Origin of the sequence: Nitrincola iocasae (assembly GCF_008727795.1) — a bacterium.
GTDB lineage: Bacteria > Pseudomonadota > Gammaproteobacteria > Pseudomonadales > Balneatricaceae > Nitrincola > Nitrincola iocasae.
This window is the reverse complement of sequence record NZ_CP044222.1, coordinates 1541871-1565800: the sequence shown is the minus strand read 5'-3', so window position 1 is coordinate 1565800 and position 23930 is coordinate 1541871. Positions and strand designations below refer to the sequence as shown.

General features: G+C 51.9%; 16 protein-coding genes. 8 read left to right on the top strand and 8 right to left on the bottom strand.

Features of this window, described 5'->3' with window-relative positions:
• The first annotated feature begins 53 nt into the window (after nucleotides 1-53).
• From metG to F5I99_RS07100, 3 genes are read left to right on the top strand one after another with little or no spacing between them, the layout of a single operon-like run.
• The gene (gene metG / locus F5I99_RS07110; RefSeq protein WP_151054480.1) at nucleotides 54-2093 is read left to right on the top strand and encodes a methionine--tRNA ligase; all 2040 of its coding nucleotides are present in this window, start codon (nucleotides 54-56) and stop codon (nucleotides 2091-2093) included.
• 19 nt (nucleotides 2094-2112) lie between these two features.
• A complete protein-coding gene (locus tag F5I99_RS07105) occupies nucleotides 2113-2817 on the top strand; it encodes a VWA domain-containing protein (protein ID WP_151054478.1) in 705 nt (234 codons plus the stop codon).
• Nucleotides 2818-2820: 3 nt separating this feature from the next.
• Nucleotides 2821-3558 carry a J domain-containing protein gene (locus tag F5I99_RS07100; protein ID WP_225307583.1) on the top strand — a complete coding sequence of 246 codons (738 nt, stop codon included), beginning with the start codon at nucleotides 2821-2823 and terminating at the stop codon, nucleotides 3556-3558.
• Nucleotides 3559-3564: 6 nt separating this feature from the next.
• Here the strand turns inward: F5I99_RS07100 and F5I99_RS07095 are convergent, their stop codons facing one another.
• From F5I99_RS07095 to F5I99_RS07085, 3 genes are read right to left on the bottom strand one after another with little or no spacing between them, the layout of a single operon-like run.
• Nucleotides 3565-4575, bottom strand: a complete 1011-nt coding sequence (locus F5I99_RS07095) for a hypothetical protein (protein ID WP_151054476.1) — start codon at nucleotides 4573-4575, stop codon at nucleotides 3565-3567.
• Nucleotides 4565-6679 carry a tRNA(Met) cytidine acetyltransferase TmcA gene (locus F5I99_RS07090; RefSeq protein WP_151054474.1) on the bottom strand — a complete coding sequence of 705 codons (2115 nt, stop codon included), beginning with the start codon at nucleotides 6677-6679 and terminating at the stop codon, nucleotides 4565-4567. Before F5I99_RS07090 ends, F5I99_RS07095 begins: the two co-directional genes overlap by 11 nt.
• Nucleotides 6679-7308 carry a nucleotidyl cyclase domain-containing protein gene (locus F5I99_RS07085; protein WP_151054472.1) on the bottom strand — a complete coding sequence of 210 codons (630 nt, stop codon included), beginning with the start codon at nucleotides 7306-7308 and terminating at the stop codon, nucleotides 6679-6681. Before F5I99_RS07085 ends, F5I99_RS07090 begins: the two co-directional genes overlap by 1 nt.
• 105 nt (nucleotides 7309-7413) lie before the next feature.
• Between F5I99_RS07085 and F5I99_RS07080 the strand changes: the two genes are divergently transcribed.
• The 3 genes from F5I99_RS07080 to F5I99_RS07070 are packed head-to-tail and all read left to right on the top strand — an operon-like array spanning nucleotide 7414 to nucleotide 9687.
• Nucleotides 7414-8028, top strand: a complete 615-nt coding sequence (locus F5I99_RS07080) for a glutathione S-transferase N-terminal domain-containing protein (protein WP_151054470.1) — start codon at nucleotides 7414-7416, stop codon at nucleotides 8026-8028.
• Nucleotides 8029-8048: 20 nt separating this feature from the next.
• Nucleotides 8049-9140 (top strand): FAD-dependent oxidoreductase, encoded by a 1092-nt coding sequence (locus tag F5I99_RS07075; RefSeq protein WP_191905972.1) that lies wholly within the window; start codon nucleotides 8049-8051, stop codon nucleotides 9138-9140.
• Between the two features lies 1 nt (nucleotide 9141).
• On the top strand, nucleotides 9142-9687 hold the full coding sequence (locus tag F5I99_RS07070) for a hydrolase (protein ID WP_151054466.1): 546 nt from the start codon (nucleotides 9142-9144) through the stop codon (nucleotides 9685-9687).
• Between the two features lie 342 nt (nucleotides 9688-10029).
• Here the strand turns inward: F5I99_RS07070 and F5I99_RS07065 are convergent, their stop codons facing one another.
• Together F5I99_RS07065 and dsbD are read right to left on the bottom strand one after the other, a co-directional pair.
• A complete protein-coding gene (locus F5I99_RS07065) occupies nucleotides 10030-10476 on the bottom strand; it encodes an REP-associated tyrosine transposase (protein WP_151054464.1) in 447 nt (148 codons plus the stop codon).
• A 186-nt stretch (nucleotides 10477-10662) separates the two neighbouring features.
• Nucleotides 10663-12675: a protein-disulfide reductase DsbD gene (gene dsbD / locus F5I99_RS07060; protein ID WP_191905971.1), complete on the bottom strand. Its 2013-nt coding sequence runs from the start codon at nucleotides 12673-12675 to the stop codon at nucleotides 10663-10665.
• Between the two features lie 161 nt (nucleotides 12676-12836).
• Here dsbD and F5I99_RS07055 point away from each other — a divergent pair, with 161 nt between their 5' ends.
• Nucleotides 12837-13904, top strand: coding sequence for a 3-deoxy-7-phosphoheptulonate synthase (locus F5I99_RS07055; RefSeq protein WP_151054459.1), 1068 nt, complete (start codon nucleotides 12837-12839; stop codon nucleotides 13902-13904).
• A gap of 171 nt (nucleotides 13905-14075) precedes the next feature.
• On the opposite strand, the gene F5I99_RS07050 is transcribed toward F5I99_RS07055, so the two are convergent.
• Nucleotides 14076-19508, bottom strand: a complete 5433-nt coding sequence (locus F5I99_RS07050; RefSeq protein ID WP_151054457.1) for a retention module-containing protein — start codon at nucleotides 19506-19508, stop codon at nucleotides 14076-14078.
• 221 nt (nucleotides 19509-19729) lie between these two features.
• Nucleotides 19730-21331, bottom strand: a complete 1602-nt coding sequence (gene pgm, locus F5I99_RS07045) for a phosphoglucomutase (alpha-D-glucose-1,6-bisphosphate-dependent) (protein WP_151054455.1) — start codon at nucleotides 21329-21331, stop codon at nucleotides 19730-19732.
• A 261-nt stretch (nucleotides 21332-21592) separates the two neighbouring features.
• Between pgm and F5I99_RS07040 the strand changes: the two genes are divergently transcribed.
• A complete protein-coding gene (locus F5I99_RS07040; protein WP_151054453.1) occupies nucleotides 21593-23032 on the top strand; it encodes a diguanylate cyclase domain-containing protein in 1440 nt (479 codons plus the stop codon).
• Nucleotides 23033-23128: 96 nt separating this feature from the next.
• Here the strand turns inward: F5I99_RS07040 and F5I99_RS07035 are convergent, their stop codons facing one another.
• Entirely contained in the window at nucleotides 23129-23656 is a 528-nt protein-coding gene (locus F5I99_RS07035; RefSeq protein WP_151054451.1) for a VPLPA-CTERM sorting domain-containing protein, read from the bottom strand.
• Nucleotides 23657-23930 lie beyond the last annotated feature (274 nt).

The following is a 23930-nucleotide window of genomic DNA, read 5'->3' as shown; positions in this document are numbered from 1 at the left end:
GAATCAATATGCAAATCCAATATCCTTATTGTAAATATAGTTTTGAGCCAAAAATGAACGCTAATTCACGCAACATACTCGTTACCAGTGCCCTGCCCTACGCAAATGGTCCCATCCACCTGGGCCATATGGTCGAATACATTCAGACCGATATCTGGGTAAGATTCCAGAAACAGCGTGGAAATACCTGTATTTATGTCTGTGCAGACGACGCACATGGTACACCCATCATGCTCAAGGCCAGTCAGATGGGTCTGACACCTGAAGAACTGGTCAGCAAAGTGAGTATAGAACATCAGCGTGATTTTGCTGGTTTTATGGTCAATTTTGATAATTATCATTCGACTCATACAGAAGAAAACCGCTACTACGCCTCGTTAATCTACGAACGTCTGCGCGATGCCGGCCATATAGCTCGGCGCACCATCACACAGGCCTTCGATCCGGAAAAAAACATGTTTCTACCGGATCGCTTCATTAAAGGCGAATGCCCGAAATGCGGTGCCGCTGATCAATATGGCGATTCCTGTGAAGCCTGCGGCGCTACCTACAGCCCAATAGAATTAAAAAATGCTTATTCAGCTATTTCCGGTGCCAAACCCATCGAAAAAGATTCAGAACACTTCTTCTTCAAGCTGGCCGATTTTGAAGACTTCCTGCGCACCTGGGTAGATGGTCACGTACAGGAACAGATGTCACATAAGCTCAATGAATGGTTTGAATCCGGCTTGCAGCAGTGGGATATTTCCCGCGATGCGCCCTACTGGGGCTTTGAAATACCGGGTGAAAATGGCAAATACTTTTACGTCTGGCTGGATGCCCCCATCGGCTACATGGCCAGCTTCCGTAACTGGTGTGAACAGAACCAGGTAGATTTTAACAGCTACTGGGGCCCGGACTCTCAGGCTGAGTTGTACCATTTCATCGGCAAGGACATTGCTTACTTCCACACCCTGTTTTGGCCTGCCATGCTCAAAGGGGCTGGTTTCAGAACCCCAACCGGTGTTTTCTGTCACGGCTTCCTGACGGTGAACGGACAGAAAATGTCCAAATCCCGCGGCACTTTCATTATGGCGGAAACCTATCTCAAGCACCTGCGCCCTGAATACCTGCGCTACTACTTTGCCGCCAAGCTAAGCTCCGGCATTGATGATATCGACCTGAGCCTGGATGACTTTCGCATGCGCGTGAATGCGGATCTGGTGAATAAAGTAGTCAACATAGCCAGCCGCTGCGCCGGTTTCATCAGCAAAAAATTTGACGGTCAACTGGACAGTCAGCTTGCCGACCCGGCGCTGTATCAACAGGCCGTCGCCCTGGGTGAAACTATCGCCAAGGCCTACGAAACGCGCGAATACAGCCGTGCTATGCGTGAAATCATGCACCTGGCTGACAAAGCCAATCAGTATATCGACACCGCCGAACCCTGGGTTCTGGCCAAGCAGGAAGGCAAAGAAGCCGACGTACTGGCGTGTTGTACACAGGGCATCAACCTGTTCCGCGTCATCATCAGTTATCTGGCGCCGGTATTACCCTCTGTGGCAGAAGAAGCGGCAGAGTTTCTCAATATTGATGGATTTAGCTGGGATGCCATTGAACAACCTCTGCTGAATCACCGTATCAATAAGTTCAAACCCCTGATGCAGCGTGTTGATACCGATATGATTGATAAAATAATCGAAGATTCCAAACAGGATCTGCTGGAAGCCAAGGCGATCACCGACAAACCCGTCATGCAGACCGAACTGGAAAAAGAGCCGCTGGCAGATACCGTCGAATTTCCGGACTTTGCCAAAGTAGATCTGCGTGTTGTGCGTATTGCCAAAGCGGAAGCCGTTGAAGGTGCCGACAAATTGCTGCGGCTGACACTGGACCTGGGTGGAGAGACGCGCAATGTCTTTGCCGGGATCAAGTCAGCGTACAATCCGGAAGAGCTGGAAGGCAAACTCACGGTGATGGTGGCCAACCTGGCACCCAGAAAAATGAAATTTGGGGTTTCTGAAGGCATGGTACTGGCCGCGGGTCCTGGTGGAAAAGACATCTGGATACTGGAGCCGCAAGCTGGTGCACAGCCCGGCATGCGTATCCGCTGAGTTTTTTTCTGGAGACCGAATGGCCAATAAAGACCTACAAAAAACGTCTGACAGACAGGCCATAGATCTATTCATAGATCAAGTGAACAAGATGCCGGCCATTCACACGCGTGAAGGTCGGCTCATCTTCGCACTGGATGCGACTGCCAGCCGTCAGGCCAGTTGGGATCAAGCCTGTGAATTACAAAGTGAACTGTTTCTGGCCACACGCGACCTCGGTGGCCTGAGCGTTCAACTCTGCTATTACCGGGGTTTTGGTGAGTTCCGTGTCACCCCCTGGATTAATGACACAAGTGAGCTTTTACACCGTATGAACGGTGTCAGCTGCCTGGGTGGTCACACCCAAATCCGCAAAGTACTTAGCCAGGCGGTCAAAGAAACCCGCATCAAACAGGTCAGAGCCATCATACTGGTGGTCGATTGCTGTGAAGAAAATCCGGACACCCTGTGCCAGACAGCCGGTGAGCTGGGAATGCTCAACACACCTGTGTTTATCTTCCACGAAGGTCAGGACAGCCAAGCTGGCCAGATTTTTCAACAAATTTGTAAACTCTCCGGGGGTGCCTATACCCCGTTTGACAGTCATAGCGCCGATGTACTTCGCGATTTACTCGCCGCTGTTGCTGTCTACGCCAGTGGTGGTCGCAAAGCGCTGGAACAATTATCCACTTCTCAGAGTCAGCATATTAAACGCCTGACACAACAACTGGGTAAACAGGAGTAACACGTGCACCCTTTCGGATTAATTGTTCTGACAGCTATCGGCCTGATCGGGCTATTGTGGTTTCGTTCCCAGCCCAGTGGTCAAAAGCGCATGGCACTAGCCAAACTGATTCTGGTCATGCTGATTCTGGGTCTGGTCTATCTCAGCATCAGTGGTCGACTGCATATCCTGGGGGCCTTGCTGGCTCTGGCTCTGCCGTTCGTTCAGAGGCTCCTGCCTTTCATACTGCGCTTGCTACCGGTAGCCAGGCTGTTCAAACAGCGCAAATCAGCGACAGGCCAGAACAGCAGTAACAGTGGTAACCGCTCCCGCGTAAGCACCGCATTCCTGGAAATGACTCTGGATCATGATACTGGCGTTATGGATGGCACCGTACTTCAGGGTGAATTTCAGGGACGCTCGCTCAGTGATCTAAGTGAATCTGAATATATTCAACTATTAAAGACCTGCCGTAGCCAGGACGGCGACTCAGCCCGATTACTGGAAACCTACCTGGACAAGCGTTTTGGTGAAAGCTGGCGGGCAGACGACACTGGACCCGCTACAGATCAGAGTACGGAAGGCTCTGGTGAACTGACGCGACAAGAAGCCTATGCCATTCTCGGCCTGGAACCGGGCGCCAGCCATGATGAGATTATTCAGGCACATCGTCGGCTGATGCAGAAAATGCACCCTGATCGTGGCGGCAGCACCTGGCTGGCAGCGCGTATTAATGAAGCGAAAAAGTGCCTGACTAGTTAAATCGCACTAAGGTACTTGACGGCGGCCACCGGATTCCCATGGCATGGGGGTTCCCGCTGGCTGTAAGCGTAGTCCATTGTGGCCATAACGTGGGTGAAAACCTCGCATATACAAACTCCCATCGGCCGCCATATCAAACAACAAAGCTTCCTGACGCAGTTGAGGATCGGGATCATCCAGCGTAACCAATAAACGTCCGCCGGAAAGCAACTGCCAGTGCCCTTTACTCGTCAAGGCAGGCTGATTATTCAGATAATCTTCGGTTAACCCAGCACCGCCGTCAGGATCAAGGTTCAGGCGCACATCTCGTGTTGCGACATTGTCAGTTAACTGATAACCACTAAACAGCGCCAACCGGGCCAAGTTGCCTCGCTTGGCACAACCTGTGTAAATACGACCATCCAACTCCATCTCAACCGCCAAGCCAAACCAGTTTCGGGTATCCTGACAGGCTGTAGGTTGCACTCGCAGTGATAAGTGATGTTTGCGCTGACGCACCTCTATGTCACTTCCCCAGACCCAATCGGCTCCTTCACGAACAATTAGGTTGATTGGAAATACCAGTGTGCGTCGCTGCTGTGGCAAAAATACAGAGACTTTATCTTCAGTGATATTCGCCTGCCAACCCGGAGCATAACCCTGAGCATGCAGCAAAACCCCCGCCAGTGTTTGCTGACAAGAGGAGGGATCTACCGACACATAACGCAACTCGTCAATACGAATCTCACCGGCAGTATTGGCAAAGGCGCCCAACCATTCAACATAGAGCGGCGCAGAAACACCTCGTTGATTAAACAGGCGCCGCAGTTCACTCGGCACCGCAACAACCGGCACCCGCGCCACTCGCTGACAGGAGCGCAAATAGAACTGCTCATCATCGACACTCACCCAACCGCGCTGGTAGTGTTTTTCGGTCGAACCGGTCAACGATAAGCCAACACAACCTGATAAAGCCATCAGGCTTAACAATATCAAACTGCGGATTACACGCACACGCCACGCTCCTTTATCCAGCATCACAACACTCCAGCAACTGAGCAACCAACTGGCGCAAACGCTGCAGTTGTAGCCGCTTTCCCTGTAAACTGCAGCGACAAGCCGCTTGCTGCGGGGACTCCAAACGTAGCACCCTCGCTACCAACAATTCCTGATCGACATCAGGCAATGCCGCGATAGTTTGTATTATATTAGCAGACTCAGTCCGACAGCCCAGCAGTTGCCTGATCTCCGGCAAACTGTCTTCAAATCCACGTTGCTGATACGCAAAACCTTGTAAACGCAGCAAGGTATCTTTACTGCAGGATTGAGGCACCCGTAGTCCTGTCAGACAAGCCAGTATCAATCTGTGGTCATACGCCTGAGGTGTTGCAGCAAGTCGTAGCAAAAAACGTGATTCAAAACGCTGTTGAGCCTGCTGCGATATAATGTCGGCCCTATCTGACAGGGCCTGAAATACCAGAACCGGCCAACCTGCCGTCACCGAATCGCAACGCTCGCCCATACGCAGGGGAACATAAGTACTCTGCTGCCAAAAATGCAGCAGCGTCGGGGTCGCAGCAAAGGCTGCAGCACAAAAATCCAGCGATTTCTGCTGCGCCTCTGTCCGTACCTGAGACAAGAGCGCTGATCCCAGCCCCTGTGACTGAAGTGCGGGATGCACTGCAATGCGCATCACCCGCCAACCTTGCAACTCAGCGGCGTCAAGCCAACCCTCTCGCGCCACCAATGTCTGTGGGATCAAATCCCCACCCGGACGGCGCTGCCCTGCCCACACACCCTGCGCCAACTCAGCATCCAGCGGGCCTTCTTCAACCAGCAAGGCAACCGCGACCGGACAACAGCCACGCTGTAATACACGCAACGACAGGTCAGGACTGTCCAGTAACTGTCGCAGATCATTCGGCGTAGTACGATAATGAGCGGCAATCAGCAAACCAAACAGCTGACGTAACAGGGCTTCATCAGCCAGCAGGTCGGTCGCACTGACCGAGCGGTAAACCAGCCCAGCCGTTTCAGAATCATCAGGCTCGACTGGCTCAGCATCCAACAACAGTAACCGGTAACTCAGGGCTTCCAGAGGATCCTGCTCAGCCCAGCGCACAGGGGTGTGAAGCTGATAACCCTGCCACGCTCGACCACTATCCGTCAGGTACTGCAAAAATCGCAGCTCAAAGCCGCGTCCATTGCCTTCGTAGCCATGCAAGGTGGTAGCAAACCAATGACGTGACCAATGCTGGCAGATCGCCTTAAGCAACGACACAGAGATAGCCGCCGCCTCATCGACAATAATCAGATCGGCTTCCGGACGTTTCTGCAACAACACCGCGGGCGGATAAAAGCGTACCTGCAATGCCGCATGACTGAAACCACTGCCCTGCAACACGCCTTCAGGTAACTGACGTTGCAAGGCTGCAAACAGAGCATCCACAGCGCTGCGCTGGGGGGCACAGACACAGACATTGAGAACCTGCTGCTGACACAACGATGCCAGTGCCAACCCCAATGATGCACTTTTACCCCGGCCACGGTCTGCAGTAATAACTGCAGTTTGCTGTGCCGGACCCGTCAAAAATTGAGTCGACAGGGATGCCACCAACGTTTCCTGCTCCTGGCTTAAATAAGCCGCGCTGCTTGGCAATCTTGCAGGGACCTCAGTAAGTGGCAGAAACCAGGCCCCTGTTCCAGGCTGCATAGCCTGTCGCAGTTCACGGGTTAAGCGCTGCAAAAAATAACCGGCAAGTGTCGTCTGACGGTAACGACTACCGCACAGCGCGGCATATTCAGGATCAGCATAGCCTGGCCACTGATCTGGCGGTGGTGTGAGTAAAATTAACTCTCCGCCCCCCCGCAAGGTACCGCATACCTGGGCAAACGCATTGGGATTAAAACCGCAAAAGGCATCAAAAATAACCCGATCTGTTTCGCTTCCCAGCCACTGCACAGCCTCACGCGCTGAAACAGCGGACAGCCCAGCCAGTGAATGTTCAGAGATCAACAGCGTATGTGCCACAACAGGGTGTTGCGACAAAAAATGTTGCAGACTGGCGTCAGCCGTTTCTTCTGTAGCCTGCAACCAATAGCAGGCACGAAACTGACTGTCGGATGAAATTTCGCTACCCACTAGGCGTAAGTCGGATTAAAGTCGTGACTGTATTCAGCATGGAACACCACCGTACCGGGAGCTGTTTCCAGGGCATTAACCAGGGTTTCTGTCACCAGTTGCTGAGCCATTTCAGCACACAACGCCGCCGTGGGTTGAAAGGTGCAAGCTCCCAGAGTCAGTTGTATCTGGCCGGGTGCAAAAGCCTCTAAAACAGCTTGATAACAGCGCTCGGCGAAACTACCAGCATGTTCATTGGTTGCCGGAAGCAACAACGCCAGTTGCTGTTCAGCGCAACGCCCCAGCTGATCCCCTGGGCGGGATAACTGATGACCCAAAATTTCTGCAGCTTGTCTGAGTACCGCTGAAAACTCCAGATCGCTGTCCAACAGCTGAATATCCAGCTGCATCAAGGTCAAGGGGGTGAACTCCCTGACAGCGCGTCGGCACTCGTTATCCAGTTGTTCTATAAAAGGCAGGGCCTTTAAAGCACCGGTTTCAGGGTCAGCCCGACTTACCCGTTCAATCTCATTGTCGGCCCACTGCCGATAGTCCGATAATTCGCGCTTCAGGCGATTAATCTGTAAGGTCAAACCGACAGACAGGAGAGCCAGCACTAAAGCCAGAATGATGAATAAAGTCAGAGCCACACTTTCTCCGCGACACAAGTTGGATTATCCTGCTGATCTGACTCAAGCTTATAACGTAGACAGGGTAATGAAAAGCCCGATTATAAAAACCTTACGGAGAGTGGGATGATAGATCTATATACTTGGGGCACACCGAACGGTCAGAAAGTCTCCATCATGCTGGAGGCCTGTCGGTTGCACTATTCCGTCCATCCCATCGACATTCTCAATGACGAGCAATTCGGTGACGATTTTCTGCGCATCAGCCCCAACAACAAAATTCCGGCGATTGTTGATCCTGAAGGCCCCTCTGGTGAACCGATCAGTCTGTTTGAAAGCGGTGCTATTCTGATTTACCTGGCCGACAAGACCGGTGAGTTTTTACCACCGGAAGGCGCTGAACGCTATGACGTACTGCAGTGGTTGATGTGGCAGATGGGCGGTTTTGGCCCCTTTCTCGGTCAAGCGCATCATTTTAACCGCTTCGCGCCGGAGCAGGTCCCCTACGCCATCAAACGCTACAGCGATGAAGCCAAACGGCTCTGGGGCGTGCTGAACACCCAGTTAACCAAGCGCCAGTTTGTCTGTGATGAACTCACCATTGCGGATTTTGCCATCTACCCCTGGGCCGCTCGCTTTGAATGGCAGGGCATTGATAAAACAGACTTCCCGGCTGTGAATACCTGGATGGAACAGATGGCAGAACTTGCCTTTGTTGAACGGGGTATGCAAGTTCCTTGAAATCGACTAAGGATAACACTGTGCACAAAGTCGCTATTATCGGTAGCGGTCCGGCGGGCTGCTTTCTGGCCGAAATACTGGCTCTTAAACTGGCCGCTGTGCAAATCGACATTTTCGAGCGCCTGCCCCATCCCTTTGGACTGGCAGTGAATGGGGTTGCTCCAGACCACTTGCATACCCGCAAGGTGACTGAACAATTTGAGCGTACCCTGGCGCGCGACAATGTAAATCTGATCGTCAACACCGATGTGGGCCGCTCAATCAGCTACAGCGAACTGAAACAGCGCTATGATCGGGTTGTATTTGCCACCGGCGCCAGTGAAGATCGCAAGCTCGGTATTCCCGGAGAACAGCTGCAGGGAATCTATGGCTCCGGCTGTTTCACCCGCTGGTACAACAGCCACCCGGACTATAAAGACTTAAAGCCGCTGATCGGTCAACGTGTGGGCATTATCGGCAATGGCAATGTGGCACTGGATATCGCCCGTGTACTAGCCAAAACGACTGAAGAACACCAGACCAGTGCTCTATCGAAGTCTGTCAGAGCACACTTGTCGCAGTGTAATATTGGTGAAATACACATCTTAGGACGCCGCGGCCCCGCCGATGCCAGTTTCTCATTACCCGAACTGGCTGAACTGGGTAGCCTGTCACAGGCCGGAGTCCAGGTGGCTGCTAATGCCCTGGCCGGGGTGGAAACACAAAATCTGCCACCCTCGCAGCAAAAAATGCTACAACAACTGCAGCACTATGCCGAAGCACCCGAAGACTCGTCCGTGGCCCCACAAATACAATTCCACTTTTACGCCACCCCCATGGCAGCAATTGGCACTACGCAACTGGAAGCCTTGGAAATCCGCGACACCCGTCGGGGCACCCTGTACACTCTGCCGCTGGACACCCTAATCACCGCCATCGGCTACCGCACCCCCGCCATTGCATATGTTCCCTATGATGCTGAGTTGGGGCGTTTTGCTCATCAACAAGGGAACATTGAATCCGGTGTATATTGCCTGGGATGGTGTCAGCGAGGCCCCCAGGGAGTCATTCCAACAAATCGCAGCGAGGCCATGAAGCTGGCACGCCAACTGATCCGGGAGCTGGAGAGCTAAGATGTTAATTGATCGCCGCCAGTCACGCCTGCTGGTCGTGGACCTACAGGAAAAACTCATGCCCGCCATCCACGATGGTGAAAACCTGCTCAATAACTGTCGCTGGATGGTTCAAGTCGCCAACACAATGGATGTACCTGTTCTGGCCTCGGAGCAATACCCCAAAGGCCTGGGACCCACAGTGGAGCCCATCAGGTCGCTGCTCAGAGACGAAGCCTTCATGGAAAAACACTATTTTTCCTGTCTATCCGATGACGGCTGCCGCAGCACGCTACTAGATAAACACTACCCACAGACAGTGATTATCGGTACAGAAGCTCACGTCTGCGTAATGCAAACCGCACTGGAAATGAAAGAATCAGGCCAGCAGGTATTTGTTGTAGAAGACTGTATCGGCTCTCGCGACCCCAACAACAAACACTTGGCCATCGAACGCATGCGTCAGGCAGGCATCACCCTGGTCAGCCGGGAAATGGTCGCCTTCGAATGGCTACGCCGAGCCAAAACCCACGTATTCCGCTACGTAAACCGCACCTTCATCGCCTAACCCACGCCCCCTGCGAACAACTCCTCCCTTCGAACCATTCCTCCCTTCGAACAACTCTTCTCCCTTCGAACTATTCCTCCCTTGTAGGAGCTCACTCTGTGAGCGATCCCTTCGCCCGCGGAGCGGGCTCCCACAACACCCTCACCCCTCCCTGTAGGAGCTCACTCTGTGAGCGACCCTTTCGCCCGCGGAGCGGGCTCCCACAACACCCTCACACCTCCCTGTAGGAGCTCACTCTGTGAGCGACCCTTTCGCCCGCGGAGCGGGCTCCCACTACACTCCCTCACCCCTCCCTGTAGGAGCTCACTCTGTGAGCGATCCTTTCGCCCGCGGAGCGGGTTCCTACAACCATACCGCATCCCAAAAACTATATTCTCTAACAGACCGCACAAGACCCGCCCGGATAGGATTGGCTACCACATAACGCGCCATGGCCACCAAATCTTCTTCTTTTCGTAACTGTCGGTCATGAAACCCTTTCTGCCAGACAGGGCCCGTCTCACTCCCGTAACGATGAATGTCCCGGCTTGTTTGTGCTTTAAAAAAACGAACAGACGCTGACAAATCAGCTCCCTCCTTGAGCTGCAATAACCAATGAACATGATCAGGCATGATCACATAGCTAAGCGTATCAATAGAAACCGTCGTCTGACGTAACGCCTGCTGAGCAATTCTGGCATGTTTGAAATCTAGAAAAATGGCACGTCGATCACAACACACCGTGGTGATGAGGTAAATCTGACCTGAAGTAGAAAAGCGTCCATGACGAAGTCGATGAGAATGATACATAGCGATCCCTGCTATACAATTAAAAAATAATCGCCCGGAGACCGGGCTCCTACCACAATAATATAGTACACATTTTGTAGGAGCTCACTGTAGGAGCTTGCTCCGCGAGCGAAAAGCTATCGCGATAATCGCCCGGAGACCGGGCTCCTACATTGGGTGTTACGCGTTCGCCCGCGGAGCGGGCTCCTACCGCAGTGGGGTGATGTGCTGCAGGAGCGGCTGGGGTTTGATGACGCCGTGCACAGCGAGTTCGCGGCGTTCCTTGCCTTGCTGATCAAAAAACACCAGCGCAGGTGGACCGTATACCTGAAAGCGCTGATTCAGTGCTCGTGAATCGCCATCATTACGAGTCACATCGATTTTGATTTTGACAAACTCAGACAAGCCCGTTTGCACCCCGGCATCCGCAAAGGTGATAAATTCCATTTCAGAGCAAGTCACACACCAATCAGCATAAAAATCCAGCATCACCGGTTGCTGTGCTGCTTTAGCCTCTGCCAATAACGGCTCAAGTGCTGCTAAAGAGGTCACGGTTTGGTTAAATTGCATTGTTGTTGAACCTTGTGCCGAAACTGCCGCGCCAGCAGGGCCTGCAGCCAGGCTCATGCCCTGTAAGGGATACACCAGGCTACGTCCACCTGCAAACAAGCCCAGTAACAAGGCTACGCCATATACCAGTAACACCAGACCGATACCTTTCCACAAACGCAACCAACCACTGGCGGTATCTGCTAACTTATCCAGCGCACTCAAATACACCGCTGTGATAATCAGAATAATCGCCGTCAGGGCCATAGTGACCTGTAGAGGTACAATCCGGTCTAGCATCCATACGGCCAACAGCAACAGCAGCACACCAAAACCGGCCTTGATCGCCTTCATCCAGCTTCCGGCTCTAGGCATGAACCTCCCTGCTGACGTACCTATCAGCAACAAAGGTACCCCCATACCCATCGACATGGCGAAAAGTGCAGTCCCGCCCAGTAACGGGTCACCTGTCTGACCGATATAGATCAATGCACCTGCCAATGGTGCTGCCATGCAAGGACCAACGATCAGCGCTGAAAGAAAGCCCATCACGGCAACACCGGTTACCTGTCCTCCCTTCTGGCTGCGACTCGCCTGATTCAATCGGTTCTGCAAACTGCTGGGGAGTTGTAACTCATAAAAGCCAAACATGGATAACGCCAACAGCACAAACATGCCGGCAAATACGGAAATGATCCAGGGATTTTGAAAACTGGCCTGAATATTGGCCCCAAACAACCCGGCCAGAACGCCGGCCAGTGTATAGGTCACCGCCATCGCCAGCACATACACACTGGACAGCCCTAACGCCCGACGCGTTGTAACCCGCTCCTGTTGCCCGGCAATAATACTGGAAAGAATCGGAATCATCGGGAAAACGCAGGGAGTCAGCGACAGCGCCAGCCCGGCCACGAAAAATGCCGCCAGGATCAATGGCAAACTACGCCCGCTTAACAACTGCGTAAACCGATCATGTTCGGATACCGAAACAGCTGAGGATTCAACAGAAACACCCTGTACTGGCGGCATACCTTCAGGCCAACTCAGGCCAGCAGCCAGCGGCAAACCGGATAAAGGCACAGTTTCAGTTACTGGCGGGTAACAGATCCCACCATCCCAACATCCCTGGTAAGTCACCTCCAGCGTGGAATTCTCAATCACCTCATCAGCCGAGCCGATCAACACAGCGGCAACGGCCTGGTCATGCCAGACATCGACCTGACCATAGAGTGAATCATCCTTAGCTAAGCCGGCCTGGCGCCAGCTGTCCACTAACTGCACCCCCTCTGGTACAGAAAATTTCAGATGGTCACGGTAAAGGTAATAATCTTCATGCACGGTCCAATTCAGCTCAATCACACCCGGAGCCATCACCCGAGCATCAAGCTGAAACACCTCTTCAACCGGCAAAGGGCCATCGGAGGTGTTTGAACGATTAAAAAGTGAGAAAAACCCACCCCCTGTAGGAGCTCGCTCGGTTGTAGGAGCTCGCTCCGCGAGCGATCCGCCCGAGGTAGCTTCGCCCGCAGAGCGGGCTCCTACAATATACTTAACCTCTTCGTCACCTGTAGGAGCTCGCTCCGCGAGCGAATCATCCAGGGACTGGGCTCCTACAGAGCCTGATAGGCTTAACAAAATAATCGTGAGGGGTATCAATATCGGTTTAAACACAATCTATCCTTCAACCTGGAAGCACTTCAGTCTGCAAAATCAGACCATTTAATGGCCCTATCGTTCCAATAGCGGATATTATACCTCTTTCCCCTTATATGCCGTGCAGGGATATGTAAAAATACCCTTACGAATCTATCTGCTTTCAGGAAATAACAGAGATGACCGATACCCGCTTAGAAGACCTCAGTATTGAATCCATCACACCGATCATGACTCCGCGCGAACTTAAAGCCAAGCTTCCATTGAGTGAAAATGCCGTTGCTACGGTGATTCGTGAGCGTCAGGTGGTTAAAGACATTCTGGATCGTAAAGACAAGCGCCTGATGGTCGTGATCGGCCCCTGCTCTATCCATGATCCGGAAGCCGCACTGGAGTATGGTCGTCGTCTGAAAGTCTTGGCGGAAGAAGTTAAGGATTCGCTGTATCTGGTCATGCGTGTGTATTTTGAAAAGCCACGTACTACAGTGGGCTGGAAAGGTCTGATCAATGATCCGAAAATGAACGATTCATTCGAGATCGAAGAAGGTCTACGTATCGGACGTCAACTGTTGATCGATCTATCGGATATGGGCTTGCCACTAGCCACCGAAGCGCTTGATCCTATTTCGCCCCAATATATGCAGGATCTGATCAGTTGGTCTGCTATCGGCGCACGCACCACTGAATCACAAACTCACCGTGAAATGTCCTCCGGTTTGTCCTGCGCTGTGGGCTTTAAAAACGGCACCGATGGCGGCCTTACCGTTGCTATTAATGCCATGGAATCTGTGTACCACCCGCACAATTTCCTGGGCATCGATGAAGAAGGCAAGGTCTCAATCGTCAAAACACGCGGCAATGCCTACGGCCATGTGGTCCTGCGTGGCGGGAACGGAAAACCCAACTACGATTCAGTCAGCGTAACTTTGTGCGAACAAGCGCTGGAAAAAGCCAAGCTCAGCAACAACATCATGATTGACTGCAGCCATGCCAACTCCAACAAAGATCCAGCACTACAGCCACTGGTCGCTGACAACGCCGCCAACCAGATTCTGGAAGGTAACCAGTCCATTATTGGTCTGATGGTTGAATCCAATCTCGAATGGGGCAACCAGTCGATCCCGTCTAATCTCTGCGACCTGAAATACGGCGTATCGGTGACCGATGCGTGTATTGACTGGAAAACCACTGAAGAATGTTTACGCGGGATTCATGAGAAGCTGAAAGATGTATTGCCAAAGCGATAAAAGAGTTAGCTTGTAGGAGCCCGGTCTCCGGGCGAATGTTGTGATGCTATATCGCTCGCGGAGCGAGCTCCTACAAAGAGCTTCGCCCGCGGAGCGAGCTCCCACAAAGAGCTTCGCCCGCGGAGCGGGCTCCCACAGCGAGCTCCCACAGCGGGCTCCTACAGCGGGCTCCTACTGGTCGATGTTGATGTGTCCGCTGTCGACCAGGTGGTTGATGATGGCTTCATCGGTTGTCATGGTGCTGGTATCGATTCCCAGGTCAGCGAAGGATACGCCATCCAGCATGATTGACTGGGTTGCGCTGGATCCGTCGCCCATGGGGGTCAGTTCAATCAGCGTACCTTCAGGTGACTCAGTCACACTGATGTATTCAGTGAGGCTTCCGGTTTCTTCACCCTGCAGGAGATCGGCAATATCCACCACATCGCCTTCGCTGGGGTTAAAGTCCATAACCGTATCATCACCGCCCTGTGTCGCCAGAGTCCATTTGAAGGTATCTGAACCAGCCCCGCCGATCAGGACATCGTCAACATCTGTTGCGAAGAGATAATCATCTCCGCTGCTGCCGACGATTTCGCCGTCTACATTGGTATAACTGTATCCCATTGGTTTGATGGCGAAGGATGAATCTTGTGATCCGTCAACAGCCAGATAGCTGAAGGGTTCTGATGATTCAAACACCATGGTGCCATCGTCCAACAACTCAATTTCAGTTGGCGCACCGATGCGATTTCCAGCCTCATCAAACAGCGAGAAGGTGGCAGAATCGCCCAAGTCACCCTGCACCTCAAAGCGAATGCTGTTCAGTGGCTCTTTGAACTGCAGCAATAACGCTTCAGGTTGCTCGATCATGGCCGGGTCGTCGTTACCCTTGTGATCCACGGCCAGGAAGCCTGTAGCACTTAGGGTCACGGTATGCGGTCCTTTAGACATCGCATCATTATCCAAGCGACCATCCTGGCCCTGGTTTGCATAAGTGCCGCTATTACCCTGTCCCTGTCCATTGCCACCGTTATGAGCAGACACGTCCAGAATGATGTCCAAAGGCGGGTTGCTATCAGTCCAGTCAGACGGAACACTATCAGGTACCGGAGTATCTGTCTGCATGCCGATCTGAACTACGACTGGATCACTGGCATTGCCTGCCTCATCAGTCACCTGGTACTGAAACTCAGCGGCAGGCACTTCTTTAAAGCTAACGCTCTGCAGAAAATAATCGCTGCTGTCAGCCGTATTGGTTTTACCACCGTCACCGTACTCAGTTGCACTAAACCTTAATTGGTCAAATACCACACCGCTCAGTGTAAAGGCTCCGCTACCACTGCCAGACCCTTTGGAGGTATCAAAACCAGATGACGGGGTAAAGTCGATGGTATCGCCATTGAGCAAGGAGGTGGCACTGCTGCCGGTGAATGTCCAGCTGCCAACAGAGGTACCATTCAAAAAGGCTTCAACACGACCCACTTCTTTCTCACTGAAGATCAGCCGGCTGACAGCAATCTCAGCCTCACCTACCGGATTGCTAAAGTCGAGGATAAGAGTTTCAGAATTACCATCACGGTACCCCAGTTGATTGGGCACCTCGGACTGTCCGAAGCTGCTGCCATCAATGCCCACCCCTTCAGAGGTAAACCTCAAAGTAGACGCATCACTCTGGCCATCCATGGTATAGCCATGAATAGACACGCCATGAGCCTGCCAATCAGAAAGTGAATTTCCACTCAGCGTCAGGGACGGCAGATCGGCCACAGCCGACTGCACTTCACCGGCGGTGGCGACCCAATAAAGTCCGCCCTCAACCGAGAAGGTATTTGTAGCCAGATTACTGGCATCAAAGGGCACATAACCACTGTCGGTATTCAGGTACAAAGTCCCGTAGCTCGGAAGATCGGTAACCTGAAAGATCAGATCGGCTTCCTGGGTTTCCTGGTCCTGGCCACCCAGTGACGCTTCCAGCTCGGGTATAGACGGTAAAGACTGACCTGCTTCAGGCGAATCAACCCCTCCACCCACGCTGAATTGTTTAAAGAACACCGCATCATCCGGCAACCCGGCAGGGAGCGTAGCGAACGCAACATTAGCCTGGGTTAATACCGGATCAGCAACGGGTGGCGTATTTTCAACCAGATTGATGGCTACAGAGCGTTCGACCGAATCACCATCACCATCAGTCACCTTGTAGGTAAAGGTTTCCTGCTGACTTTGCTGCAAGGAGTCTGGTGGCGTATACAGCAGCTCACCCGCGGCACCAATTGCAAGACTGCCGCCCAGACTACCAGTGTTAAACTGAACAGCATCCTGCAGACTGCCATTCAGATAACCATCAGGTCCTGCCACGATGCCCAGAGAGGCGATGGCGTCAGCCGACAATACATAATCACTGACACCAACAGCAACCGGAGACTCATAGGTAAAGTTTTCAGCCAACGGGCCGGCATCCTGGAAATACATCACCGGACCGATATCAATGCTGGCATCGTCTGAGTCACTATCCGAGTCATACACAGTTTTGCTCAGACCCACAGCCCCCGCTGCAATGTTGACCACATCAGAATCACCCACCACATTCGCCAGCGGATGCTCAACGGCACGCATCTGATCCAGCGTAACGACACCTGTTGCACTGTCTACGGTGATGATAAAGACCGGCTCATCACTGCCACCAAGGGTGACATAGCCATGCACTGCATCGCCTACCATTTTCAGCAACACCTCCTCGCCGGAGGCTGTGTCGACCAACTCGCTGGGGCCACCGGTCACACTCAGGGTGTATACAGAGGGATCGCCCTGCTCATCAGCACCATAAACATCGGTAAATGCAGCCGAAAAGTCAAAACTGGCATCCGCATCCAGTGCACTTTCGCTAACAGTCAGATTGGCATCGCTCCAGGCCACATTGATATTGACATCGTTGTAGTCATAGTCACTGCTGTTACCGTAAATATCTTCCCAGTTCAGATCGCCTTCCGTCAGGTTATTCTCGACATGCGAAGTACCATTTGGATGCAGATCACCGTCACTGAACAGCGCGGGCATATTCGTATTCTGACCTACCAGGGGGGTAACCGGATTTCCGTCGCTGTCAGCAACCCAGGCCTGCCAGACTGTATCACCGTTGCTGTTTTCAAAAGACTGGAACACAACCGGGGTATCATTGCTCAGCTCAGGATTATGATTGGAGCCGTTAGCAATAACGAAATAACCTATCTCGCCCGGCGCATAACCACTGACCACGCGCACATCATTAACGTCATTTTTCACATTGCTCCAGAACAGCACACCGGTTGTTGGTTCACCGTTCTCACCAATCACATAGTAGCCAAAGCTGTTATTGTAGCCCGTACCTGAATCGCTACCGAGATTGGTAATCGTCACCTCATGTCCGGATGGATCTATAGCAGTGACTTCAGGCAAGTCATCATGAACAGTTACATTCACCTGGGCTGAAGCCGATTCAGTGCCATCAAGGTCAACTGCAATCACCTGAATGCCCTGAATTTCCAGCTCATCGACACCCTGGTTATGTGGCAGATTATCCAGTTGCTTAACCTTGACAGTAACGTTACCACTTTCACCGGCAAGAATTTCACTACCCGACAGGCTTAACTGGATCACCGGATTGCCGTCCAGAGACCCCACCAGATCGCCATCGACATTCATAGCCCAAGTAAGTGTTCCATCCAAACCCACCAGCGTAATCGCATGGGTCTCACCAAATTCGAAGCCAGTGATATTGTCGCTACCAGCGGTAAAAGTCAGGGTGTTGCTGTCGTCACTGACCACATTGGCACGCAGGTCTATATCGCTGGTCACCAGGTCAACGCTACTACCAACCCCCTCGTCACCGCCCGATGTCGGGCCATCACCATCAACGATAGTGATGCTATGCGTGGCATCAGCTTCGTCCAGATCACCATCAATCTTAATCAACTGGAAGCTCAACTGTGGGTCGCCTTCACTGTGATCCAGATTGGTGGCAGCGACAAAACTCCAGGTTCCGTCTGCATTAAAGGTCAGCAGGCCCAATCCGGTATCAATGGCCTCACCCGTAACTAACGGCACAGGATTAGCACCATTGATGGAGACCTGGCGCTCTGCCCCCTGTTCATCAGCACCGGGGTCGGTACTCCAGGTACCCGTTACTTCAGAGCCACCTTCAACGGCTTCAACAGCACCGTCCACCTCAGCGTCAGGCAGATCGTCATTAAAGGTAATAAATTCACCGAGATTAAACGGCTCGGTGGACTGGCTAACGCTGTCGCCATCGCGGTCAGTCACGGTGACACTGGCGGAAAGAGTCACCAATCCATTCAGTGTCAGCTGATCAACCAGTACTTCACCCTGATCACCGCCAAACTGCAAATGATCAATCGGCAGCACCTGTGTCAGAACCAGCTCACCGTCCTGGATTGCAAGGGTAAACACGGTTTCAGGACCCTGCTGACCATACAGACTACCGGTAATGGATTGAAGGTCATCAGACAGTTCCAGGAATATCGGCTGACCACCACTGAGCAGGCCTGAGAAAACGCCAACCGGTGGTAACTGATCACCCTCACCAAGCAGCAGCCCCAGGGCATAGCTCCACTCTGCTGTCCCCGGACCATCGGCACCAAAATCGATACTGGCACTGAACAGGTCAGACAGATTAGTTTTATCTCCGCTGCCGCCCTCATCCAGGGTTTCAGCATCGTACACCATCAGGTTCAGGCCTTCGGCGTTTATATTCAACTCAGCAATTGAGGGACCGTCATCAAAAATAGTGATATCAAAGGTAGAGGATGTGCTTAGACCATTTTCACTAGTGGCGGTAAGCGTAACTTCCACGCCAACCGGATCATTGGGATTTGCATCATCAGGATGCTCAACCGCACTCAGCTGTTCAAATGTATAAGAGCCATCAGGATTAACCTGTATCTGCCAGGAACCGCCGTACTCATCCGGGCCATAGGTTAGCGTGCTGCTTAACGGATCCCACACAGCCCCCTGAGCCGACAGCTCTATGCTGCCAGTCAAGCCACCAAAATCGACTCCCAACGGAGCACTGAAAGTATCAAAACCACCGCTCTCGTTAACCTCGCCACCGACAGGATCAACAACTGGAGCTATCGCATCCTCAGCCGCCGCAACAAAATCGGCTTCACCAAGTGGAGCCTCAAAGTTACTGACCAGTTGCTGCTCAAACTGGAAGGCAAGTGGATCAACACTTTCTGAAATACGCATCAGGCGAACAAACGAACCACCGCCTCCATCTGGGGCTCCATCAGCACCCGCAGCCGGTGCTTCCAGCTCATCCAACAGGTCACCGTCGCCCTCCAAAGCAGCCAGAATAGCATCCACACTCGGATCAGTGACCTCGCTTTCAACGGGTTCAGGAGCAGATGCCGTGATCTGTGTTTCAGTCAGTTGCAGGCTTTGTGAGCCCTCAACACTGACAAGCTCACCATTGCCATAATCTAAAACGACTTGAGATCCATCTGCAGAAATCAGGACTTCGCCTGCGTAGAGTGCATCTCCGGGTGATAACACACGAAGAGTGCCATCTTCTGCACGTGCAGAAACGTCACCAGAAATGCTAATGATGGTTGCGACTTGGGGGCTCATGACGGTTACCTCTGATTATAATTACTGCTGAAGCTCTATGGCTTCAATTCATTCTGAGGAATCCTTTCTATGCCCTAAGTATAGAATCGAGTTTAAAAAGTAGTATTGTACCGAAGTACATATCCAGTAAACATGGGCCCTACAGCTAACGTAAGGCCATGCTAATGTGTTTTAATTTTTACCTTATGATTTTTAAGTGATTTTTTTAGAACGAACGAAACCTACGCCAAATTAGACAGCATATCATCCACAATGACCTTGGCTTCGCTCACCAACTGATCCAGATGAACCTGATCGACAAAGCTTTCAGCATAAATTTTATAGATTGATTCCGTTCCACTAGGTCGGGCAGCAAACCAGCCATTGGCGGTGATCACCTTGACCCCACCGATTGACTCAACATTACCGCTAGCCTTGACCATAATATCGGTGATGGGCTCGCCCACCAGATGCGACGAACGGATATGCGAAGCCTGTAACCAGCCCAACACCTTTTTCTCAGCCGGTGTGGCCGGTGCATCAATACGTTTGTAATGTGGCAAGCCCAGCGTCTGGGTCAACTCATGATAATACTGACTCGGTGACTTGCCGGTCACAGCAAACAACTCAGCGGCTAACAAACACAATAAAATACCGTCTTTGTCCGTTGACCAGGGCTCACCCGCCATTGTCAGGAAACTGGCTCCGGCACTTTCTTCACCGGCAAAAGCCAGGCGCTTCTGATGCAGCCCTTCCACAAACCATTTAAAGCCCACCGGCACCTCATACAAAGTCCGACCGTGCTTAGCCACCACCCGATCCAGAATAGACGAGCTGACAAGCGTTTTACCGATGGCAAGATCAGGGCTCCATTGCGGCCGATGCGTTAACAGGTAATCAACCGCCACCGCAAGAAAATGGTTCGGATTCATCAATCCAGCCGCATCCACAATACCGTGCCGGTCAGCATCCGGATCATTAGCCAGCGCCAGATCATAACGGTCTTTAAGTTGAAGCAGATTTGCCATGGCATGAGGGCTGGAACAATCCATGCGGATTTGACCATCATGATCCAACGGCATAAATGCAAAGGTAGGGTCCTGCGAGGTATTCACAATACTCAGATGCAAATGGAAACGACTGGCAATCGCCTGCCAGACTTCGAGCGAAGTCCCGCCCATAGGATCAACACCAATCCGCAACCCGAAGCGCTCAATAGCACCAATGTCCACCACGTCCGTCAGATGCGAGACATAAAGATCAACAAAATCGAATGGCCGAACAGCCGCTTTTGCCTTATCCTGAGAAACACGTTTAATGCCATTTAAGCCTTTCTCCAGCAAAGCATTAGCGCGGTCCTGAATTTCCCGAGTCACACTTGAAGCCGCTGGCCCCCCGTCAGGAGTGTTGTACTTAATGCCACCATCACCCGGCGGATTATGTGAAGGCGTAATAACAATCCCATCAGCCAGCGTCTCCGGCTGATGTTGATTATGCTGCAAAATAGCATGCGAAATAAGCGGAGTGGGCGTGAAGCCCTCGTCCGGATGCACGCACACATCCACACCCTGCGCTATCAAAACTTCAATAACACTACCATACGCTGGCACAGACAGTGCATGGGTATCGATACCCAGATACAAAGGTCCAAAAATTCCTGCTGCAGTGCGGTATTCAACAATAGCTTGTGTAATCGCCCAAATATGTGCCTGATTGAATGACGCATTGACCGATGTACCACGGTGCCCGGATGTACCAAACGTCACCCGCTGCGATGCCACACTCGGGTCAGGTACTTGCTGAAAATAGGCTGAAATCAGCGTCGATATTGATAGTGCTTGCATAGAACATTCCTTTTTCAATAGTCACTACACGCGCTTTCATGACTCTGCGGTCTGTAAAACGCGAAGCATATAGTTTCAGTAAACTGATTCTAGACTACAAAAATGAACGTCCCATGTCTCTAACGAGCGTTAGAAAAATTACTTTATTTTGCACTGCACACAGCAGGTGTTTGAGATTTAAGCATTATCAGGAAAACCGGGGCTTCTGTATGGCAGATATACATCATATACTGTTATCTGTGTTAAAAATGAGTTTGCTCTATGACCCGTATCACGCTTCGTTCGGATCGCCATGCCCAAATTCAGGCGCTGTTTGACGAGTACATTAAACTCTATGCCTCACGCGATGATCGGCTGACAACACTCTTCAGCGAAGATTTCAGCGGCTATACAGGTGGTGGAAGCGTTCTGATCACGGACCGCGATGAGTGGATCAGAATCACCCGACAGGATTTTTCCGAAGTGCCCGGTCGTATCGGCATTGAAATGCACGATATCGCCCTGCAGGACTTAAGCGAGCAGGTCGTCGTCGTAACTGCTTTTTTCAAAATTCACCTGCCGATCCCAGAGCATATTCTTTCACAAGAAGTGGCGCGACTGGTCTTGATCTTCCGCCTTGAAGACGAAGCCTGGAAAATTGTCCACAGCGGCATCTCCATTCCCTACCACCTGGTGCAAGATGGCGAAGTTTATCCACTCAATAACCTGCAAGAGCGCAACCGGGCACTCGAAGCTCTGGTTGAGGAACGCACCCGGGCACTGAATCAAAAAGAGGCGTTTTATCGCCTCTTGACCGAAGATACCCTGGATGTGATCTGGCGAGCAGACAGCGAACTTCACCTCACCTACATCAGCCCATCGGACGAGCGTCTGCGTGGCTACAAAGCAGAAGAAATGCTAGGCCATCATGTTTTTGAATTATTCAATGAAGAAGGCATCGCCATCGTCTCCGAAGCATGGCACAAGCGGCAGGAAGCTGAACGTGCAGGCAATCAGCTTGGTTTTGTAAACTTTGAAGCCCCTCACCGCTGCAAAGACGGTAGCGTGATCTGGGGAGAAGTGTTCTCAAAGGCCGTGCGTGACGAGCAGGGAAACGTTATCGGATATCACGGCATCACCCGGGAAATTACCAAACGCAAGCAGATGCAAGACCAGGTTCGGCAACTGGCGTTCTATGACACGCTGACCCAACTTCCCAACCGCCGATTACTCAGCGACCGCTTAAACCAAGCGCTGGCTGTCAGCGCACGCTCTGGGCGTCACGGGGCGTTAATGTTCGTCGACCTGGACAACTTCAAACCACTGAATGACCGATACGGACACTTCGTCGGCGACCTATTACTAATAGAAGCCGCCAATCGCTTAAAAAACTGTATACGCGAGATGGACTCGGTAGCACGCTTTGGCGGTGATGAATTTGTGGTGATGCTTAGCGAGCTGGACGCGGATCATGCAGAATCCATCGCTCAGACCAAAGCCATTGCAGAAAAGATCCGCATCAGCCTATCCGCCACTTACCAATTGAATGTCACACGTGAAGGTGAAGCCGAAAGCAGCGTTGAACACCACTGCTCAGCAAGTATTGGCGTATATGTGTTTCAAAACCACAAAGCCAGCCCAGACGATATTCTCAAATGGGCCGACAAAGCTATGTATCAAGCCAAATCAGCCGGCCGAAACACCATCCGGTTTCATGAGTAGGAGCTCACTCCGTGAGCGAACAACCTCACCTGTAGGAGCTCACCTGTAGGAGCTCACTCTGTGAGCGAACAACTCCGAGAGCAAACACCCCCCAAATTATCGCTTATTACGCTTCCGCAACCAGCCCATACCAGCCAACCCCGTCAGGAATAACCAGACAGCAGCAGGCAGAGGTGTTTCAGTGATATTGCTACTATAGAAAGTAACATTGGAAATAGCATTCTGATTAAATTCATAGCTACCCAGTGCTGTATCAATCAGGAACACCGCCCAGGTAGACCCTTGCTTGATACCAATCGCGACCTGAGAAAACATAGAACTGATCGACTCAGTCAGGGTAATAGTAGTCACACCCCTCTGACTCGCCCAGATAGAATCACTACCTTCAAACTTGGTCACATAGGTGTAACCTTCACCGACCGGGTTTATTAGAAAGCCATTATTGTCAGGATTACTGGTCAGATTAGTGCCTGAAGCGCCACGACTGGAACCGGACAACAAACACTCCCCTCCAGACAAACTAAAGCCCGAACAACCACTGGTATTACTAGGTACCGGTGCGGCCGACAACTTACCCGCCAACAAACACACACCGACCAGAATCAAAACAACTATTTTTTTCATAACATCACCCAACTAGAACCTCATTCGCTTTGTAGGAGCCTTAACCTTGACCTTGTAGGAGCTCACTCTGTGAGCGAATTATGGCAATCTTTTCGCTCACAGAGTGAGCTCCCACAGACCGAGCTCCTACAGACGAATTATGACAATCTTTTCGCTCGGAGACCGAGCTCCCACAAACCGAGCTCCTACAGACCGAGCTTATATGGACCCGCCCGTGTTGCAAGCTATTTTTGACTCGAGCAGATGTGTTGCACGCTTATATCCGACCTATTTG

Coding starts and splice junctions, on each gene's coding strand:
- metG (WP_151054480.1), top strand. CDS start 54: ATGAACGCTAATTCACGCAACATACTCGTTACCAGTGCCCTGCCCTAC.
- F5I99_RS07105 (WP_151054478.1), top strand. CDS start 2,113: ATGGCCAATAAAGACCTACAAAAAACGTCTGACAGACAGGCCATAGAT.
- F5I99_RS07095 (WP_151054476.1), bottom strand. CDS start 4,575: ATGCTGGATAAAGGAGCGTGGCGTGTGCGTGTAATCCGCAGTTTGATA.
- F5I99_RS07080 (WP_151054470.1), top strand. CDS start 7,414: ATGATAGATCTATATACTTGGGGCACACCGAACGGTCAGAAAGTCTCC.
- F5I99_RS07070 (WP_151054466.1), top strand. CDS start 9,142: ATGTTAATTGATCGCCGCCAGTCACGCCTGCTGGTCGTGGACCTACAG.
- F5I99_RS07065 (WP_151054464.1), bottom strand. CDS start 10,476: ATGTATCATTCTCATCGACTTCGTCATGGACGCTTTTCTACTTCAGGT.
- F5I99_RS07055 (WP_151054459.1), top strand. CDS start 12,837: ATGACCGATACCCGCTTAGAAGACCTCAGTATTGAATCCATCACACCG.
- F5I99_RS07050 (WP_151054457.1), bottom strand. CDS start 19,508: ATGAGCCCCCAAGTCGCAACCATCATTAGCATTTCTGGTGACGTTTCT.
- pgm (WP_151054455.1), bottom strand. CDS start 21,331: ATGCAAGCACTATCAATATCGACGCTGATTTCAGCCTATTTTCAGCAA.
- F5I99_RS07040 (WP_151054453.1), top strand. CDS start 21,593: ATGACCCGTATCACGCTTCGTTCGGATCGCCATGCCCAAATTCAGGCG.
- F5I99_RS07035 (WP_151054451.1), bottom strand. CDS start 23,656: ATGAAAAAAATAGTTGTTTTGATTCTGGTCGGTGTGTGTTTGTTGGCG.